The 16,432-nt window shown below is 76.1% G+C and carries 15 protein-coding genes; 6 read left to right on the top strand and 9 right to left on the bottom strand.

Translation table 11 applies throughout. From position 1 onward, the window contains the following. Positions 1-56 precede the first annotated feature (56 nt). Both OZ948_03130 and OZ948_03125 read left to right on the top strand, forming a co-directional pair. The gene (locus OZ948_03130) at positions 57-563 is read left to right on the top strand and encodes a DUF3015 domain-containing protein (GenBank protein MEB2343712.1); all 507 of its coding nucleotides are present in this window, start codon (positions 57-59) and stop codon (positions 561-563) included. A 331-nt stretch (positions 564-894) separates the two neighbouring features. After that, a complete protein-coding gene (locus tag OZ948_03125) occupies positions 895-2,541 on the top strand; it encodes a DUF4105 domain-containing protein (protein MEB2343711.1) in 1,647 nt (548 codons plus the stop codon). A 986-nt stretch (positions 2,542-3,527) separates the two neighbouring features. Here OZ948_03125 and OZ948_03120 read toward each other — a convergent pair. Then, complete coding sequence (locus OZ948_03120; GenBank protein ID MEB2343710.1) at positions 3,528-4,886, bottom strand: CoA transferase; 1,359 nt, start codon at positions 4,884-4,886, stop codon at positions 3,528-3,530. Positions 4,887-4,925: 39 nt separating this feature from the next. On the opposite strand from OZ948_03120, the gene OZ948_03115 reads away from it, so the two are divergent. Together OZ948_03115 and OZ948_03110 are read left to right on the top strand one after the other, a co-directional pair. Further along, entirely contained in the window at positions 4,926-5,249 is a 324-nt protein-coding gene (locus OZ948_03115) for a hypothetical protein (protein ID MEB2343709.1), read from the top strand. A gap of 59 nt (positions 5,250-5,308) precedes the next feature. After that, the gene (locus tag OZ948_03110; protein ID MEB2343708.1) at positions 5,309-6,400 is read left to right on the top strand and encodes an enoyl-CoA hydratase/isomerase family protein; all 1,092 of its coding nucleotides are present in this window, start codon (positions 5,309-5,311) and stop codon (positions 6,398-6,400) included. Between the two features lie 20 nt (positions 6,401-6,420). Here OZ948_03110 and mgtE read toward each other — a convergent pair whose 3' ends face one another. Next, complete coding sequence (mgtE, locus tag OZ948_03105; GenBank protein ID MEB2343707.1) at positions 6,421-7,752, bottom strand: magnesium transporter; 1,332 nt, start codon at positions 7,750-7,752, stop codon at positions 6,421-6,423. Positions 7,753-7,903: 151 nt separating this feature from the next. After that, positions 7,904-9,190, bottom strand: coding sequence for a sigma factor (locus OZ948_03100; GenBank protein ID MEB2343706.1), 1,287 nt, complete (start codon positions 9,188-9,190; stop codon positions 7,904-7,906). 100 nt (positions 9,191-9,290) lie between these two features. Here OZ948_03100 and OZ948_03095 point away from each other — a divergent pair, with 100 nt between their 5' ends. Beyond that, positions 9,291-10,223, top strand: a complete 933-nt coding sequence (locus tag OZ948_03095; GenBank protein MEB2343705.1) for a LysR family transcriptional regulator — start codon at positions 9,291-9,293, stop codon at positions 10,221-10,223. On the opposite strand, the gene OZ948_03090 is transcribed toward OZ948_03095, so the two are convergent. Genes OZ948_03090 through OZ948_03075 form a run of 4 tightly spaced genes read right to left on the bottom strand, consistent with a single transcriptional unit; the run spans position 10,216 to position 12,526 of the window. Further along, on the bottom strand, positions 10,216-10,545 hold the full coding sequence (locus OZ948_03090; GenBank protein MEB2343704.1) for a YciI family protein: 330 nt from the start codon (positions 10,543-10,545) through the stop codon (positions 10,216-10,218). The two genes, OZ948_03095 and OZ948_03090, sit on opposite strands and share 8 nt — an antisense overlap. Further along, positions 10,542-11,102: an SRPBCC family protein gene (locus OZ948_03085; GenBank protein ID MEB2343703.1), complete on the bottom strand. Its 561-nt coding sequence runs from the start codon at positions 11,100-11,102 to the stop codon at positions 10,542-10,544. Before OZ948_03085 ends, OZ948_03090 begins: the two co-directional genes overlap by 4 nt. A gap of 18 nt (positions 11,103-11,120) precedes the next feature. Next, complete coding sequence (locus OZ948_03080) at positions 11,121-11,417, bottom strand: MoaD/ThiS family protein (protein MEB2343702.1); 297 nt, start codon at positions 11,415-11,417, stop codon at positions 11,121-11,123. Beyond that, on the bottom strand, positions 11,414-12,526 hold the full coding sequence (locus OZ948_03075) for an exo-alpha-sialidase (GenBank protein ID MEB2343701.1): 1,113 nt from the start codon (positions 12,524-12,526) through the stop codon (positions 11,414-11,416). The genes OZ948_03080 and OZ948_03075 overlap by 4 nt, the downstream gene beginning before the upstream one ends. 137 nt (positions 12,527-12,663) lie before the next feature. On the opposite strand from OZ948_03075, the gene OZ948_03070 reads away from it, so the two are divergent. Then, positions 12,664-14,223, top strand: a complete 1,560-nt coding sequence (locus tag OZ948_03070; protein MEB2343700.1) for a cellulase family glycosylhydrolase — start codon at positions 12,664-12,666, stop codon at positions 14,221-14,223. Between the two features lie 26 nt (positions 14,224-14,249). Here OZ948_03070 and OZ948_03065 read toward each other — a convergent pair whose 3' ends face one another. After that, positions 14,250-14,738, bottom strand: a complete 489-nt coding sequence (locus OZ948_03065) for a hypothetical protein (GenBank protein MEB2343699.1) — start codon at positions 14,736-14,738, stop codon at positions 14,250-14,252. A 10-nt stretch (positions 14,739-14,748) separates the two neighbouring features. Beyond that, positions 14,749-16,422: a carotenoid oxygenase family protein gene (locus tag OZ948_03060; GenBank protein MEB2343698.1), complete on the bottom strand. Its 1,674-nt coding sequence runs from the start codon at positions 16,420-16,422 to the stop codon at positions 14,749-14,751. Between the last annotated feature and the right edge of the window lie 10 nt (positions 16,423-16,432).

Raw genomic sequence — 16,432 nt, 5'->3', positions numbered from 1 at the left:
GCCGCGCGCGGTACCGGAGGGGTGCGCCCAGTTCCGGGCGCAGAGGGGGTTCGACGATGCGCATCCATGGCAGGACCTTGCAAGGCCTCGTGATCGGCGTGTTCGGCGTCGCGCTGCTGCTCGCGGGATCGGCCGGTGCCGACGGCGACACGGGCTGCGGGCTCGGCTCGCAGATCTGGGAGGGACAGAGCAGCGTCCCGGCGAAGGTGCTGGCCGCGACCACCAACGGCACGCTCGGCAACCAGACCTTCGGGATCACCTCGGGCACGCTCGGCTGCGAGCCGGGCAGCGTGATCAAGGCGGAGCAGCGGCTGAACGTCTTCGCCGCGGTGAACGTCGACCGGCTCGCGCGCGAGATCGCCATCGGCGAGGGCGAGACGCTCACCATGCTCACGCACCTCTACGGCGTCGCCGACGCCGACCGGGAGGCCTTCGCGGCGGCGCTCCATGCCCGCTTCGACGCGATCTTCCCGAGCGCGACGGTGACCGCCGGCGACGTGCTCGCGGGGATCGACCGGGCGCTCGCCGGGGACGCCCGCCTCGCGCACTACGCGCGCGGCTGACCGCCGCGGCCGGGGCCGCCGCCCGGCGGCCCCGGCCCTCTCCGCGATCCCGGGGACGCTGATCGCGCTGCTCGCGTGTGCGGGAGCACCGCCCGGCGGCGCATCCCGCCACGCAGGCGATGCCGTCGGCGGCCCCGCTCGCGCGATCTCCGGGCTGGCGCAGTCGGCGGAGTGGATCGCGCTCGGGCACTGGCGCCGCGGGGTCGCAGGGCACGGCTGGGAGAGCCTCGCGGACCAGCCGGACTTCTTCCTGGCCGCGAACGGCAAGCACGACCCCGAGGCGGAGCTCGTCGCCACGCTCGCCGCCTTCCGCACGCCGCCGGAGACGCGCGTGCGCCTCGGCCTGCACCCGCAGTGCGCCTTCCCCGCGCGCTTCGCCTGGCTCGCGGCGGCACTCGAGACGGCCGGCGACGCGATCCCGCGCGTCCCCTGCCCGGCCCTCGACGCCTGGCGCGCCGACCTCGGGCCGGTGGCCGGCGTCTCGCTGATCTTTCCCGAGGCCTACATGAACAACCCGGCCTCGATGTTCGGCCACACGCTCCTGCGTCTCGACCGTGCTCCGCCCGACGCCCACGAGGACCGCCGCGACCTCCTCGCCTACGCGGTCAACTTCGCAGCCGACACCGGCGACGACGGGGGCGCCCTCTTCGCGGTGAAGGGCCTGACCGGCCTCTACCCGGGGACCTTCTCGCTCTGGCCCTACTACGCGAAGGTCCAGCAGTACGGCGACTGGGAGCGCCGCGACATCTGGGAGTACCGGCTCGCGCTCACCCCCGGCGAGATCGAGCGCCTGCTGCTCTACGTCTTCGAGCTGCGCCAGGTCCGCTTCGACTACTTCTTCTTCGACGAGAACTGCTCCTACCAGCTGCTCGGCCTGCTCGAGGTGGCCCGCCCGGGGCTCGCCCTGCGCGACCGCTTCCACGGCTGGGCGATCCCCGCCGATACGGTGCGCGCGGTGCTGGCCGAGACGGGCCTCACCGCGGAGCCGACCTGGCGGCCCTCGGCCGCGACCCGCATCGCCGCGCGCGCCCGCGCGTTGCCATCCGGCGCGCGCCGGCTCGCGCGCGAGCTGGCCTCGGGAGCGCGCCCCCCCGGCGACCCCGCGGTCGCCGCGCTCCCCGCGGACGAGCGCGCCTCGCTCCTGCTGCTCGCCTACGACCTGCTCCGTCTCGATGCGCGGGCCGAGACGGCCGCCGCCGACGGCCCGCGCTCGCTCGCCCTCCTGCGCGCGCGCCGCGCGACCGGCGTGCGCGGCGACCCGGTCCCGGGCGCGCGACGCCCGCGGGTGTCGCCCGACGCCGGCCATCCGCCCGCGCGCGTCCGGGTCGGCGCCGGCGTGCGGGGCGAGCGCGCCTTCGTGGAGCTGCGCGCGCGCCCCGCCTTCCACGACCTCCTCGATCCGCCGGGCGGCTACCTGCCCGGCGCCGAGATCGACTTCCTCGACGTCGCGCTGCGCTACCACCCCGCCCACGGCGACCTCGATCTGCACGCGCTGACCCTGCTCGAGATCGTCTCGCTCGCGCCGCGCGACGGCCTGTTCCGCCCGGTCTCCTGGCGCGTGCGCACGGGGCTCACGAGCCGCCTCGTGCCGCGCTCGGGCGGGGGCCAGGGCGACGCCTGGTTCTGGGACCTCGCGGGCGGGGCCGGGCTCGCCGCGCCGCTCGGCGAGCGCGCGCTCGCCTACGCCTTCGCCGAAGCGCAAGCCGAGAGCTCGCCGCACCTGTCGCCGGCCTTCGCGATCGGGCCGGGCGCGAGCCTCGGGCTCCTCTTCGGCGGCGCCGGGGACCGCTGGCGCGCCCACCTGCGCGCGCGCGCCGTGCACCTCGCCCTCGGCGACCCTCACAGCGCCTTCACGCTCGCCCTCGAGCAGAGCGTGCGGCTCGCGCCGCGCGTCGCGCTCGAGTTGCACGTCGCCGGGGAGCGCGACTTCGGCCGCTCGTGGCTCGAGACCGGCCTCTTCCTGCGCCGCTGGTTCTAGGCTCTGTGCCCACCAGCTCGTCGAGCGCGGGCTCCTCGACCTCGACGCCCCGGTGGCCCGCTCCTGGCCGGCCTTCGCAGCGCACGGCAAGGACGCGATCCCGCTGCGCTGGCTGCTCTCGCACCAGGCCGGCCTGCCCGCGATCCGCGCCCCGCTTCCGCCCGAGGCGATCTTCGACTGGGACACGATGACGGGCGCGCTCGGCCGCGCAGGAGCCGTGGTGGGAGCCGGGCACCCGCCACGGCTACCACGCGCTCGCCTTCGGCTACCTGGTGGGCGAGGTGATCCGCCGGGCGTCGGGCCGGACGGTCGGCGCGTGGCTGCGCGAGCACGTCGCCGGCCCGCTCGGCGCGGACTTCCGGATCGGCTTCGGGCCCGAGCACGACGCGCGCGTCTCGCCCCTGTACGGCAGCCTGGCGCCACCGGCGGCGCCCGGCGGCGGCGCCCTCGAGCTCCCCGGGCCGCTCGGCCGCCTCCTGAAGGACATGGGCGATCCCACCACGATGACGGGTGCGGCCTTCGGCAACCCGCCCGGGCGGGCCGCGCGGCACAACACGCGCGCGTGGCGGGCCGCGGAGATCCCCGCCGCGAACGGCCACGGCAGCGCGACCGCGCTGGCGCGCATCTACGGCGCGCTGGCCCGCGGCGGCACGCTCGACGGCGTGACCCTGCTTGCACCCGAGTCGATCGCACGCGCGCGCGAGGAGCAGGCCTTCGGTCCCGACGCGGTGCTCGGCGGGCTCCCGATGCGCTTCGGCCTGGGCTTCATGCTCCGCCAGGACCGGATGCCGATCTCACCGAGCCCGAACGCCTTCGGCCACCCGGGGGCGGGCGGCTCGATCGGGATGGCGGACCCCGACGCGAAGGTCGGCTTCGGCTACGTGACGAACCAGATGAAGCTCGGTCTCGTCGGGGGGCGCGAGCGCCTTCGCGGTGCTGCGCGAGTTCTACGCGCGGCTGTGACGGACGGCCGGGACGCGGATCGATCAGGTTGCCGGCCCCTTCGACCGGGACGGAACGGGCCCGGGGGACTCCGGCGCTGGATACGGCGGCGGGACGCGATCGAAGCGCCGGAGCGGCCGCAGGCGTCGCGGATCCCGCTCCGCGAGCACGCGCGCGGTGTCGGCGCCGGGCGGCCGCGCGCGGGCCGCCGGCCGCCGCATGCGCGGCGGCGCGACCGGGAGCGAGGCGTCCTCCTCCGGCGGCGGCGCGTACGAGGCGGCGGCGGCCGCCACCCTCGCGAGCGCGACGTCGAGGAGCACGCCGCCGCCGGCCTCGTGCGCCGCGAGCGCCGCCGCCGCGGCGTGCAGGCCGGCCAGCGGGTCGGCGATCGCGTCCGCGCACGCGAGCGGACCGTCGAGGCCCCGCCCCGCCAGCGCCCAGAGGCCGCCGGCCGCCGCCGCGTCGTCGCCGAACGCGACCCAGTCGGCTCCGGGCTCGTCGCGCCCGTAGCCCGAGATCGCAACCCACGTGACGCCCGGAAGGGTCGCCACGAGCTCCTCCGCCTCGATCCCGAGCTGGCGCAGCGCGCGCGGCCGGGCGCTCTCGATGACCACGTCGGCGGCCGAGACGAGCGCGCGGAGGGCCGCGCGGTCCCAGACGCTCGTGAAGTCGAGCACCACGCTCTCGTGGCCCGCGTGGAGCAGGTCGAAGAAGGCCGGCGGGCCGCGGCGGGCGCCGTCCGGGCGCGTGCGGCTCTCGACCTTCACGACGCGCGCCCCGGCCAGGCCGAGGAGCTGGGCGCAGAGCGGTCCCGCCCAGAGCGAGGAGAGGTCGACGACGAGGGGTGGCGCCGCGCCCCGCTCGCCGCATGGCCCGCGGGCGGCGACGCGCACGGCGGCGGGCGGGTTCCGGGGCGGCGGGGCGGCCAGGGCGATCGGCAGGCCGACGAGCCGCGCTCGCTCGACGGCGCCCGCGGCCGGACGCTCGGCGAGCGCGGCGGCCACGACGGTCCACGGGTCGGCGGCGGCACACGCAGCGGGCGCGAGCTCGAGCCACGCCGGCAGCGCGGCGAGGTCATCCGGTCGGGCGAGGGTCAGCGCGATCCAGCCGTCGGCCGCACGCAGGAGCCGAGTCGCGCCCCCCGGCGAAGAGCGCCCGCGGCGGGCCAGGCCGCTTGCCGCCGCGCGCTCGCCGAGCAGCGCCGGGCCGTCGAGCGCGAGCTGCACGCCGCGCCGGGCGGCGGTCGCCGCGAACGCCTGCGCGGCGCGCTCCATCGCGACGGCGGCGGAGGCCGGAGCGGCCCGCGGGGCACCGTCTGCGAAGCCGGTCAGGGCCATCGCGCCCGAACGCGCCCAGGCGAGCGCGGCCGGGTCCTTGTCGCCGACGGGCCTGCGTGACAACATCCCCGCCTCCGTTTCCGTTGCGAGGATACCGAGCCCACGATGTCGACCGAGCCCACGCTCCTCAAGCCCGGAACCCGCCTGCGCAGCACCGTGTGCACCACCGAGGTGATGGTGATCCAGGCACCGGCCACCCCGATCGCGATCACCTGCGGCGGCGCCCCGCTCGCGGCGCTCGGCGCACCGGCGGCGGCCGGCGCAGCGCCGGCCCCGGGCGCGGACGGCGGGACCCAGATCGGCAAGCGTTACGTCGACGCCGCCGGCCAGCTCGAGCTGCTCTGCACGAAGCCCGGCGCCGGCACGCTCGCCCTCGACAGCACCCCGCTCGCGGTCAAGGGCGCACGCCCCCTGCCCTCCTCCGACTGAGCCGCCTCCGTGCGCCCCCCGCTGCGCGAGCCGGCGGCCGCCGCCTCGGGCGCACGGGCATGACGAGCGCAGCGCGAGTCCATTCCCTCCCCGAGGCGCTCGCGCGCCTGCGCGCGCCCGACGCCGCGGAGGCCTTCGGTCCCCTCGGCGCCGAGCCGCTGCTCGCGGTCGACGTCGAGGCGGGCGCCAGCAGCGCCCGGCTCGGGGCCGGAGTCGCCCTGCCCGGCGCCGCCGACGCGCTGCGCGCCCGGCTCGCACGCCTGCCGTGCCCGACCGTCGCACTGGCCCGCGGCGGCGCGCAGGGCACGGCCGCGAAGCGCTGGGGGCCGGCCTTCGACGTCGTCGTCGAATCCGATGCCGCGCTGGCGCAGGTGGCCGGGGCCGCCGCCCGCACGCCGATCGCGGCAGCGACCTGCGTGCAGCTCCTGCGCCTCGGGGCCTGGCACGATCTCGAGGCCGGCCTCGTCGCGGAGTCGCTCGCCTACGCGACCCTCCAGGGAGGGCCCGAGTTCGCCGCCTGGCTCGCCGCGCGGCGCGCCGCGCGCGCCGGCCGCCTCCCGGGCGGCGCGCCCGAAGCGCCGCCGCTGCGCCTCGCGCGCGAGGGCGAGCGCCTGCGCATCACCCTCGACCGCCCCGCCCGCCGCAACGCCTTCTCGGCCGCGATGCGCGACGCGCTCGTCGAGGCGCTCGCGCTGGCCACCGAGGACGCGGCGCTGCGCGAGGTCGTGCTCGAGGGCGCCGGAGCGGCCTTCTGCGCGGGCGGCGACCTCGACGAGTTCGGCACGCGGCCCGATCCCGCGACGGCCCACGCGGTCCGCACCACGCGCAGCGCCGCCCGCGCGCTCGCTGCGTGCGCGCCGCGGGTGACGGCGCTCGTGCACGGCGCCTGCTTCGGCGCGGGGCTCGAGCTTGCGGCCTTCGCCGGGCGCGTGTGCGTGCGCGAGGGCGCCCGCCTCGCGCTCCCCGAGCTCGCGATGGGGCTCGTACCCGGCGCGGGCGGGACCGTGAGCCTCCCGCGCCGCATCGGCCGGCAGCGGACCGCGTGGCTCGCGCTGACCGGCGCCGAGCTCGACGCCCCGACCGCGCTCGCCTGGGGGCTCGCCGACGAGCTCCTCCCGGCCGGGGAGGCGAGCGCGCCGCGCGGGCCGTGAACGGGAAGGAGGCGGCCCGCTCAGAGCAGCGTGCCGCGCAGGATCACCATCGCGACGCTGAAGTAGATCACGAGCCCGGTCACGTCGACGACGGTCGCCACGAAGGGCGCCGAGGCGCTGGCCGGGTCGAAGCCGAGCCGCGACAGGACGAAGGGCAGCATGGCGCCGACGAGCGAGCCCCACAGCACGATCCCGACCAGGCTCGCCGACACCACCAGCGCGATCCGCTCGGCCTCCCCGACCGGCGCGCCCGGCCCCGGCCACAGCCACACGCGCACGAAGCCGATCGCGCCGAGGATCGCGCCGAGCGCGAGCCCCGATCCCAGCTCCTTCAGGAGCACCCGCCACCAGTCGCGCAGCCGCAGCTCGCCGATCGCGAGCGCCCGGATCACCAGGGTCGTCGCCTGCGAGCCGGAGTTGCCCCCGCTCGAGATGATCAGGGGGATGAAGAGCGCCAGCACCACCGCGCGCCCGATGGCGTCCTCGTAGTAGCCGATCACGGTCGCGGTGAGCAGCGAGCCCAGGAAGAGGATCGCGAGCCAGAAGACGCGCTTGCGTACCATCCCGAGCAGGCCCACCTCGAGGTAGGGCGCGTCGAGGGCCGAGGTGCCGCCGATCTTCTGGATGTCCTCGGTGGCCTCCTCGCGCACGACGTCGACGATGTCGTCGACGGTCACGATGCCCTTGATGCGGCCCTCGGCGTCCACCACCGGCACCGCCATCAGGTCCGACTCCGCGAAGACCTGCGAGACGGCCTCCTGGTCCATGTCGTCGGGCACCCGGACGACGTCCGTGTGCATGACGTCGCGCACGGTCTTCTCGGGCGAGGCGGCGAAGAGCTCGCGGAACGAGACGACGCCGCTCAGGCGCTGCTCGGCGTCGAGCACGTAGATGTAGTAGATCGTCTCGAGCTGGGTCCGGGCCTGGCGGCGCAGATAGCTGATCGCCTCGTCGACGCGCATCTCGGCGCGCAGGCGCGCATAGCGCGGGCTCATCAGGCCGCCGGCGGCGTCCTCGGCGTAGGCGAGCAGCGCCGTCACCTCGCGGCGCGTCTCGGGGTCGATCAGCTGGAGCAGCTCGGCGCGCGCCTCCTCGCCGGCCTCCTGCAGCACGTCGGCCGCGTCGTCGGGGGCGAGCTGGCGGACCCAGAGCTGGCGTTCCGCGCGCGAGAGCGCCGCGAGCAGCGCCGCCTGCTCGCGGGCGCCGAGGCCCTGGAACAGGTCGCTGGCCTCCTCCGAGGCGAGCATCCGGAAGCCCTCGGAGCGCTCGGCGGCATCGAGGAAGGGCCACGCATCGGCGAGATCGGCGCCCGAGACCGCCTCGGAACGCTCGTCCGGCCCGGTCGCGCTCACCGCTCCGCTCCGCGCATCACAAGGCCCCTCCCGCGACTTCGCTCCCCGGCTCCCGAGCGCTCCGGCCGGCCGTTGGCCTGGTACCGGATCGGCGACACGATACGGCGCGGCGCGGCTCCGGACGAGCCGCGGATCCGCCGGCGCGCGCTGGTCAGGGGTTTCGTCTCGCGGTCTCCGAGCGGCGGCGCTCGAAGAAGCGGCGAACGGCGGGGTCCCGCTCGAGCCCGATCGCGCGCCCGTAGGCCGCAAGGGCGCGCCCGGTCTCGTGCGCGCGCGCGAGGAGCCCGGCGCGGGCAGCCCAATACGGCGGGTAGCCCGCCACGCGCGGGTCGCCGGCCAGCGCGTCGAGGGCCGCCAGCCCGGCGGGCGGACCGTAGACCTCGGCCCGGGCGAGAGCACGCTCGACGGCGACGGCCGGGGAGCCGGCCCTCGGGAGGAGCGCATCGTAGAGGCGGGCGATCGCGGGCCAGTCGGTGCGGCCCGTGTGGCGCCTCGCCGCGTGGGCCGCCTCCACCGCCGCCGCGAGCCGATGATGCCCGTCCGGACCCGGCAGCGCGCGTGCGCGCGCGAGCAGCGCCTCCGCCTCCTCGATCGCCGCCGCGTCCCAGGCGGCGGGATCCTGCTCCGCGAGCGGCACGTAGGCGCCCGCCGCGTCGCGCTCCGCCCTCCAACGCGATCGTGCGTAGAGCATCCGCGCGAGCAGGCCGAGCGCCTCGGGCTCCTCCGGGAGGAGCGAAACGACGAGCCGGCCGAGCCAGATCGCGTCCCCGGCGAGGTTGCGCCGTTCGAGCGCAGCCCCGGCCGGCTCCGCCCCGCCCATGGCGAAGGCGGCATGGATCGCATCCAGGACGGCGTCGAGGCGGGCCGCGACGTCGGCGCCCTCGGGCACGTGGAACGGGATCCCCGCGTCGCGGATCTTGCGCTTGGCGCGGACCAGCCGCTGGCTCATCGTCGCGGGCGGGACGAGGAAGGCCGAGCCGATCGTGGCCGCGTCGAAGCCGAGGACCGCCTGCAGGATCAGCGGCGCGCGGACGCCCGGGTCGAGCGCGGGGTGGGCGCAGGCGAAGAGGAGCGGCAAGCGCTCGTCGGGCAGCGCGCGGCCCTCCCCGGCAGCGGCGGCGAGCTCGTCGGCGAGGAGGCGGAGATGACCCCCGGCCTCCTCCGCCCGGCGGCGCCGACGCGCGGCGTCGATCCACTTGCGGCGGGCGACGGTCGAGAGCCAGCCCTCGGGGCTGCGCGGCACACCCTGGGCCGGCCAGGCGACGAGGGCAGCCGCGAAGGCCTCGGCGAGCGCATCCTCGGCGGCCGTCACGTCCCGGGTCCGGGCGGCGAGCAGGGCAACGAGCTTGCCGTAGCTGCGGCGAGCCACCGCCTCCGCGGCGGCGCGGGCCGCGCGATCCGCGCCGGGGCTGGCGCGGCGGGTGTCGGCTGTCGGCAAGGGCCTCGGAGCGGTCACGCGGGTCCTCCCGGGCAGGAGGGCAGCTTGCCGCCATGACGGCAGTGGGACAATCACCAGTGCTGGATATGATTGTTCCGCCATGGCAACGGACGTGCGCCGCCATGCGGCCTCGATGCTGGTCTTCGCGGAGGTGGTCGCGACGGGGAGCTTCACGGAGGCCGCCCGCCGGCTCGGGCTTTCGAAGGCCTCGGTGAGCCGCGACGTGGGCCGCCTCGAGCGGCGGCTCGGAGCCCAGCTCCTGCGCCGCACGACGCGCAGCATGAGCCTCACCGAGATCGGCGCGGTCTTCTACGCGGGTTGCCTGCGGGTCGCGGAGGAGGCCGAGCAAGCGGAGCGCTCGGTGGGCGAGCTGCAGGCGGAGCCGCGCGGTGAGATCCGGCTCGCCACCGCGGTCTCGTTCGGCCAGTTCCAGATCGCCCCGCGCCTGCCCACCTTCCTCGCGCGCCATCCGAAGGTGCGGGTGCGGATGGATCTCACCGATCGCATGGTGGACCTCGTCGGCGAGAAGTTCGACCTCGCGCTGCGCATCAGCGGGCGCCTGTCCGACGCGACCCTCGTGCAGCGGCGGCTGTGCCCGATCCGCTTCGTCGTGTGCGCCGCCCCCGCCTATCTCGAGCGGAGCGGGAGCGTGTGTTCGCCCGCCCAGCTCGAGAGGCACAACTGCCTCGGGCTGGGCGCCTCGCCCTGGCGCCAGATGCTGGCCCGCGGGCGGCGCCCGCTGCGGCTCCAGGGAGACCTCCAGGTCGACAACGGCGACGCGCTGCGCCGGGTTGCCATCCTCGGACACGGAATCGTCTGCCTGCCGACGTACCTGGTCGGCGAGGATCTCCAGGCGGGGCGTCTGGTCCGCATCCTGCCCGACCAGCTCCTGCTCGAGGCCAGCGCCTTCGCGATCTACCCCCAGAGCCGCCACCCGTCGCCGAAGGTGCGCGCGCTGATCGACTACCTCGCCGGGGAGCTCGGCCCCGAGCCCGTCTGGGACCGCTTCGAGGGTCCCGCCCCGGCTAGGTAGGCAACACCGGACGGACCTCGACCGCGCCGCGGCTCGCACTCGGACAGCGCGCCGCCCACGCGAGCGCCGCGTCGAGGTCGGGGACGTCGATGACGTGGAAGGCGCCGAGCTGCTCCGGGGTCTCGGCGTAGGGCCCGTCGACGAGCCGGGTGCGGTTGCCGCTGATGCGCAGGGTCGTGGCCGTCGCGACCCCGCGCAGGCGATCGCCGGCCACGTAGACCCCGGCCCGGCGCATCGCCTCCACGCAGACGGCGCAGGTCGGCGTCCGCTCGCCCGCCGCCTCCACCGGCTCGCCCTCGTAGACCATCAGCGCGTATCTCATGGCCGCTCCTCGCCCGGGTGCCCCGCCGACTCGACGAGCGCCTTCAGCGCGGTCAGGCCCTTCTCGAACTCGGCGCCCACCATCCGGTCCATGTCGAGGAGGAGCCCCAGGGCCTTGCCCACGAAGCCGTTGTGGCCCTCCATGCTCCAGGTGACGCGCGTCGCGCCGTCGGCCGGGGCCAGCGTGAAGCGGACGCGGTTGGTGGTCTCGAGCGGCTCGAAGAACTCGAGCCGCAGGTCCACCTCGCGGCCGGGCTCGGCGCCGACGATGGTCATGCGCCCGCGCCCGGCCTGGCCCCCCTGCCAGTCGCAGGTGGCGCCCACGCCCGTCGCGGGACCGCTGTAGGTGTTGACCTGTGCGAGGTCCATCTTCGCGTACGGAGACCAGGCCTCCATGGCCCGCAGGTCGTTCACGTAGCCGTAGATCGCCTGGCTCGGCGCCGCGATCGTGACCGAGCGCTCGATCCGGAAGTCCGCCGGCTGGAGCGCCACGAAGAGGGCCAGGATCGTGACGACCGCGACCGTCGCGATCCCGATGGTCTGGATGCTCTTCGGCAAGGATTCCCCTCCTCTCGACTAGCCGCCCGCCATCGCGCCGAGGATCCGGAAGGGCTCGGCGCCGCTCGCGACGGCCTCGGGCAGCGGCTCGTCGGGTGATGCGTGCGAGAGATCCTCGCGACACGCGAAGTAGCGCACGTAGGCGCGGCGGCGCAGGGTCGCGTGATCGCGGATCGTCCCGCGCAGCATCGGATAGCACGCCTCGAGGGCATCGAGGACCGCCCGCGCGGTCACCGGGGCCGCCACCTCGAGCTCGACCTCGCCGCGCACCCGCGCGAGCGTCCGCAGGTGGGCGGGCAGCGCGACCCGGATCATCGCAGCGTCTGGACCTCGACCGAGAGCACGGGCGGCAGGTCCCGCACGATCGGCTCCCAGTCGTCCCCGGCGTTTGCCGAGCCGTAGACCTGCCCGCCCGTGGTCCCGAAGTACACCCCGCACGGCTCGAGCGCGTCGACGGCCATCGCGTCGCGCAGCACGTTCACGTAGCAGTGGCTCTGCGGGAGCCCGCTCGTGAGCGCCTCCCACTCCCCGCCGCCCGTGCGGCTGCGGTAGACCCGCAGCTGCCCGCCGCGCGGATAGCGCTCGGAGTCGCTCTCGAGCGGCACGACGTACACCGTGTCGGGCTCGTGCGCGTGCACCTCGATCGGGAAGCCGAAGTCGGTCGGCAGGTTGCCGCTGACCTCGCGCCAGCTCTCGCCGGCGTCGTCGCTGCGCATCACGTCCCAGTGCTTCTGCATGAAGAGCACGTCGGGCCGCGCCGGGTGGAATGCCAGGCGGTGCACGCAGTGGCCGACCTCGGCGGTCGGGTCCGGGATCTGGGCGGAGACCAGACCGCGGTTGATCGGACGCCAGCTCTTGCCCTCGTCGTCGCTGCGGAAGACGCCGGCCGAGGAGATCGCGATCACGATCCGCCCGGGGCGGCCGCGATCGAGCAGGATCGTGTGCAGGCACATCCCGCCGGCGCCGGGCTGCCAGAGCGGGCCCGAGCAGGCGCGCAGGCCGGGCAGCTCCTGCCAGGTGGCGGCGCCGTCGCGGGAGCGGAAGAGCGCCGCGTCCTCGACGCCCGCGTACACCACGTCCGGATCGGCCGGCGCGGGCTCGAGGTGCCAGACGCGCGCGAACGCCCACGGGTGCGGCGTGCCGTCGTACCACTGGTGGGTGCCGGGGTCGCCCTCGTAGCGGAACTCGTTGCCCATCGGGCGCCAGCTCCGGCCGCCGTCGTCGGAGCGCTGGATCACCTGGCCGAACCAGGAGCTCGACTGCGAGGCGTAGATCCGCTCGGGGTCGGCCGGAGAGCCCTTCAGGTGGTAGACCTCCCAGCCCGCGAAGTGCGGCCCGCTCACGTCCCAGGACCGGCGCCGGCCGTCCGCGCTCAGGACGAAGGCGCCCTTGCGGGTGCCGACCAGGATGCGAACCGCGGCCATGGCTCCTCCTTTCGCCCCGGGCACTCCCGGGCGTTCGCGGATGGCTCTGCCCGAGTGACGCTCCGGGCGATCCCGATTCGACCGCTCCGGGGGTCCGCGGCGCGGGTGGGTTAGGCTGGCGGACCCGTGAGGCCCCTGTGACCCGCATCTCGCTCGCTGCCCTGCTCCTCTGGCTCGCCTCCGGCGCCTGGCCCGGCGCCTGCATCCCGGGCCTGCCCCCGCCCGACGCGGAGCAGCCCCGCCGGCCCGCCCTCCGGCTCCCCGCGCTCCGCGCCGAGCCGGACCCGGTGGCGGGCGGGCGCATCGTCGACGCGCACGGCCGCGAGGTGCTCCTGCGGGGTGTCAACGTGAACGCCTTCGTCGAGTACTGGGCCTACGATCCGGCCCTCTTCACCACCTACCCCTTCCCGCCGGCCGATGCCGACGCGATCGCCGGGATGGGCTGGAACGTGGTGCGGCTCCTGCTCTCGTGGTCGCGGGTCGAGCCCGCCCCGGGCGTCTACGACGAAGCCTACCTCGACACCGTCGAGGCGGCCGTCCGGACGCTCGAGCAGCGCGGGATCTACACCCTGATCGACCTGCACCAGGACGCCTGGAGCGCCACCCTGGCCGCGCGCCCCGGCGAGGCCTGCACGGCCGGCCCGCCGGCCTTCGGCTGGGACGGCGCACCCGCCTGGGCGACGCAGGACGGTGGCGAGCCCCGCTGCGCCGCGCTCGAGATCCGCGAGCTCTCGCCCGCCGTGCTGGCCGCCTTCGACGCCTTCTGGCGCGATGCCCCGGGGCCCGGGGGCGTCGGCATCCGCACGCGCTACGCGCGCATGCTCGCGCATCTCGCCGCGCGCTTCTCGCGGCTCGACGCGGTGGCGGGCTACGACCTGATGAACGAGCCCAATGCCTACACCCGGGTGGACGTGCTCGACGACTTCATCGCCGAGGCGCTCGCCGCGATCCGCGCCGCCGAGACCGGCGCGGGACACCCGCACCGGCTCGTGTTCTTCGAGCCCTCGATCCTGTGGGCGGGCTTCGGCACCGGCGCGCCCGCGCCCTTCCCGGCCGACGACCAGATCGTCTACGCGCCCCACGTCTACCAGGGCGGCCTCGACGGCCAGCCGCTCGACGCCGCGGTCTTCGCGCGCGCGCGCAGCGAGGCCGCCGCCTACGGCGGAGCGCCCGTCTTCTCCGGCGAGTGGGGCGGGGATCCCGGCCGCGCGAGCGATCCCGCCGACGGCTACTTCGAGCGCCACCAGTCGCTGCAGGATGCCTTCCGCTTCGGCGCGACGCTCTGGACCTGGCGCGAGGCCTGCGGCGATCCGCACAAGGCCGGCGACGCCCGCGCCGGCCGCGTGCCCGAGGTGTGGGGGCTCTTCGCGGTCGACTGCGCGCGCAACGAGATCCTCGGCCCGCGCGAGGATCTCGTCGCGGCCCTGCGCCGGCCGGCGCTGCGCGCCGCGCCCGGGCCGATCGAGGCGGTGGCGTGGGATCCGGCGGCCGGGCGCTTCGTGGCGAGCGGGACCGACGCGCGCCCCGGCCGGAGCTTCTTCGTCTTCTGGCCCGCCGGGCTCGGGACCTCGCCGCGGATCACGAGCACGGGGCTGCGCGGCGTCCACGGGGTCGCCGCGCCGGGCGGAAGCCGCTTCGTCGCGGGCTGGGCGCGCGGAGGACGCTGGTCGCTCGCGATCGAGGCGCAGGTCCCGTAGCCGCGGCGCGCTCCCGGCGGCGCGGATCAGCCTCCGAACTGCCAGCCGTGGCTGCCCGCGACGGCGCCCGCCACCGTCAGCAGGCTCAGGGCGAGCAGGACGCGATGGAGCCTCAGGATCGTGGCGAAGGTGGCGTCGGGATCGCGGGCCGCGCGCTCGTGGAAGCGCGCGTGCAGGACGAGCGGCTCGAGCACGAAGAGCATCAGCGTGAAGACCAGCCACACGAGGGTCATCGCGTGCACCCACCAGAAGCGGGGATCCAGGTAGCGGTCCCATCCGTCCAGGAGCCAGAGCATCGCGAAGCCGCTCGCGCCGGTGAGGAGCGTGGTCACGCGCGCCTGCCGCGCGAAGCGCTGCTCGAGCGCCTCGAAGACCGCGACGCGCCGCGCGGGCTCCTCGAAGCGCCGCACCCCCGGGAGCAGCACGAGGGTCACGAAGCCGACCCCGCCGATCCACAGCACGACGCCCAGCACGTGGATCGCGCGGGCCAGGGCGAGGCCCTCGAAGCCGGTCACCGGGCCGCGCTCACGCCATCGGCACGCCGTCGTCGAGCTCGCGCGCGACCTCGCGCGCCGCGGCGGCGAGCTCGTCCGGCAGCTCGCCGATGCGTTCGAGCTCGCCGGAGAAGCGGTGGCGCTCGGCCGCGGGCGCGGGCGCTGCGTGCGGGAGCCAGGCGGCGTGGAGGAGGAAGGGCAAGGTCGTGCGCCCGTGCGCGAGCGTCGCGACGGGGCCCCGCGCCACGTCGGCCGCGTCGTAGCACTCGATCCGGAAGCCCGCGTCGTTGAGCACCGGGAGCACCAGCCAGCCGTCGTGCCCCCCCGGCTCCCCCGCGCCGTCCGCATGCGGCACGAAGATCGGCGACGTCGGAAGGTCGCCCTCGCCGAGCTCCGCGAGCGCGGTCACGCGCAGGTCCGCCAGGTCCACGCTCACGAGGAGCGCCGGCGTCTCGCCGGCCGGCCACAGCGAGCGGTCGACGCGGTCCCGGTAGACGTGGAGCATCTTCTGGGTGATCCCCTCCGGCCGGAAGCCCTGGTACACCATGTGATGGCGGGTGCGGCGCTCGAGGCCGGGCCGGCTCCAGTCCATGGCGTTGAGCTGGCGGTTCCAGAGCAGCTCCGGTCGGCGCAGCTCCGCCCGGTGCTCGAGCGTCCCGGTCGTGGGGTCGAAGTGGACCAGGCAGGTGCGATCCGGGCTCATCGGCATGCCGTAGAGGCCGCGCAGGGCCGGATCGCAGGGCCGGCCGAGGGCGTCCACGTCGCCGGGGCCCTGCGCCATCGCGATGTCGGCGTTCTCGGTGTGCTCGAAGAGGATCGTGATCCCGTCGCGGTCGTCGTAGCTCGCGTAGTAGTGGTTCGTCTCCGGCGCCAGCGGGAAGACCCGGCACGGCACCTCCTGGCCCTCGGGTGTGGCCTCGAGCTCGTCCTTGCGGATCACGTGCACCGGGCCGCCCTCGTTCGCGGGGAGCGTGCGGTCGCCGCCGGCGAGGACCTGCGGCTCCACCTGGAAGGCGCAGTCCGCCACCACCAGCCAGTCACGGGTCTGGGTGATCGTGTGCACCGCCTGGGGGATCGTGGCGCCCGCGATCGGCCAGCGCTGGACCCGCCCGCCCCCGTCCCAGCGCACCACGAAGAGCCGCCCGAGCCAGGTGTTCACCGACCACAGGACGTCGCGGTCGGGATCGACGAGCGGGTGCGCGGTGGTCGTGATCATCGGGAGCAGCGGCGCCGGGAGGAACTCCATCTCCTGCCACTCCCCGCGCCGCCCCACCTCGCCGAGGAAGCGCAGCGAGACCGCGTCGATCTCGACCGGGCGGCCGACGTCCCAGGTCGCCAGCAGCCGGTCGCCCCACGGCAGCGGCGCCGTGTTGGCGGCGTTGCTGAAGCCGAAGGGCGAGTGGACGCCGAGCATCGTCGCGCGGAAGAGCTCGGGGCGCTTGCGGCGCAGCCGCGCGGAGGGCGAGTCGATGCGCCGCTGGCGCAGCGCGAAGCGGCCGGGCGGCGCGCCGAAGGTCCCGGGCTGCAGCGACAGGCGCCAGGTCATGCCGTCGCCGAAGAACGCGTGCGGGCCGCCGAAGGTGTCGGGATGCGGCGCGCTGATCACGAGCTCGCCCCGGCAGTCCTCCGGCCAGGCGCCTGCGACGAGCGAGAGGTCGAGGTCCCGCGGCTCGTCGGGGCGCAGGATGCTGCGCGGCAAGGGCATTGGCCGCGCA

This window comes from Deltaproteobacteria bacterium, from assembly GCA_035063765.1.
In the GTDB taxonomy this organism is placed as follows: domain Bacteria; phylum Myxococcota_A; class UBA9160; order UBA9160; family PR03; genus CAADGG01.
Note: the sequence above shows the minus strand (reverse complement) of the source record. Positions and strands in the feature narration are given on the sequence as shown.

Excerpts from the sequence above, each read along its gene's own strand:
- OZ948_03130 (MEB2343712.1), top strand. The coding sequence starts at position 57 with ATGCGCATCCATGGCAGGACCTTGCAAGGCCTCGTGATCGGCGTGTTC.
- OZ948_03095 (MEB2343705.1), top strand. The coding sequence starts at position 9,291 with ATGGCAACGGACGTGCGCCGCCATGCGGCCTCGATGCTGGTCTTCGCG.
- OZ948_03075 (MEB2343701.1), bottom strand. The coding sequence starts at position 12,526 with ATGGCCGCGGTTCGCATCCTGGTCGGCACCCGCAAGGGCGCCTTCGTC.
- OZ948_03080 (MEB2343702.1), bottom strand. The coding sequence starts at position 11,417 with ATGATCCGGGTCGCGCTGCCCGCCCACCTGCGGACGCTCGCGCGGGTG.
- OZ948_03115 (MEB2343709.1), top strand. The coding sequence starts at position 4,926 with ATGTCGACCGAGCCCACGCTCCTCAAGCCCGGAACCCGCCTGCGCAGC.
- OZ948_03110 (MEB2343708.1), top strand. The coding sequence starts at position 5,309 with ATGACGAGCGCAGCGCGAGTCCATTCCCTCCCCGAGGCGCTCGCGCGC.
- OZ948_03090 (MEB2343704.1), bottom strand. The coding sequence starts at position 10,545 with ATGAGATACGCGCTGATGGTCTACGAGGGCGAGCCGGTGGAGGCGGCG.
- OZ948_03120 (MEB2343710.1), bottom strand. The coding sequence starts at position 4,886 with ATGTTGTCACGCAGGCCCGTCGGCGACAAGGACCCGGCCGCGCTCGCC.
- OZ948_03060 (MEB2343698.1), bottom strand. The coding sequence starts at position 16,422 with ATGCCCTTGCCGCGCAGCATCCTGCGCCCCGACGAGCCGCGGGACCTC.